Below are 1,004 nucleotides of genomic sequence, written 5' to 3' on the forward strand. Positions count from 1 at the left end.
AATAGGTTCAGGTTTATCAGATGCAGGTGCTATAGCTTCTTGCTCAGCCGCGGTCGTTCTTGGTGGCTCCCACGCTGTCTTCGATGGTGTCTTCATACTCATAAACAACCAGACAAACGCTGCAATTATTACCAGCAATAAAACCCAAGGTAACCACTTCCACAGTGTTGCCTTGTTGTTGGTGTTTGGAGATGACGACATATATAAACCTCTATAAATTTAATCAAACAGACGTTATTGAATACAATGGGATGACGACTATTTTTTGCTTGCTATTAAGTACCACACAACCCGTTAAAACCTATTCATCCAGTAGGCTCACGTATGTAAATTATAACTGCCCATACATCAAAATAGTAACGTATCGTGTACCATTTCAGTTATGGGGTTTATCTACTCATTTGCAACATCATGCTAAAATGATTACTACAAATTTATGAACGGTGATTGTTAAATTGGCTCAAACAAGGTCAGCTAGAACAATAGTTTCAACTTAAATCATAAGGACACCCAATGTCAGCAAAAGACCCATCATACGACTCATCAAATGTAGCGATTACTGCCCAAGCGTTAACGCAGTTTTGCGATGACTATTTATCTGCAAATGCCTTTAAAGACTATGCTCCAAACGGATTGCAAGTAGATGGCGGGCAGCCTATCAGACGTATTGTGACCGGTGTTACTGCTTGTGAGGCCTTGATCGATGCTGCTATCGAGGCGAAAGCCGACGCGATTATGGTACACCATGGTTACTTTTGGAAAGGTGAACCTGAGCCTATTACTGGTATGAAGGGTCGGCGTATTCGCAAATTGATGCAGCATGGTATCTCGATGATTGGCTATCACCTACCGCTTGATGCACACCCTATCATCGGTAACAATGCAAAGCTCGCTGAGACGCTAGGACTGACGATCACTGAAGCACTCTACCCTCATGAGACCCATCCTGTGGGCAATATCGCTATTTGTACGCCGCAAAGTGCCGAAACCCTAATTCAGACGAT

At 43.0% G+C, this 1,004-nt stretch carries 1 protein-coding gene and 1 pseudogene; one reads left to right on the forward strand and one right to left on the reverse strand.

Annotation, left to right across the window (positions count from 1 at the left end):
• A pseudogene (locus ACS8FD_RS17025) lies at window positions 1–201 on the reverse strand (serine protease); the annotation flags it as partial.
• A gap of 312 nt (window positions 202–513) precedes the next feature.
• On the opposite strand from ACS8FD_RS17025, the gene ACS8FD_RS17030 reads away from it, so the two are divergent.
• The coding region (locus tag ACS8FD_RS17030) for a Nif3-like dinuclear metal center hexameric protein (RefSeq protein WP_439276713.1) at window positions 514–1,004 on the forward strand (491 nt) is incomplete at its 3' end.

It is taken from the genome of Psychrobacter sp. 1U2 (assembly GCF_051847575.1).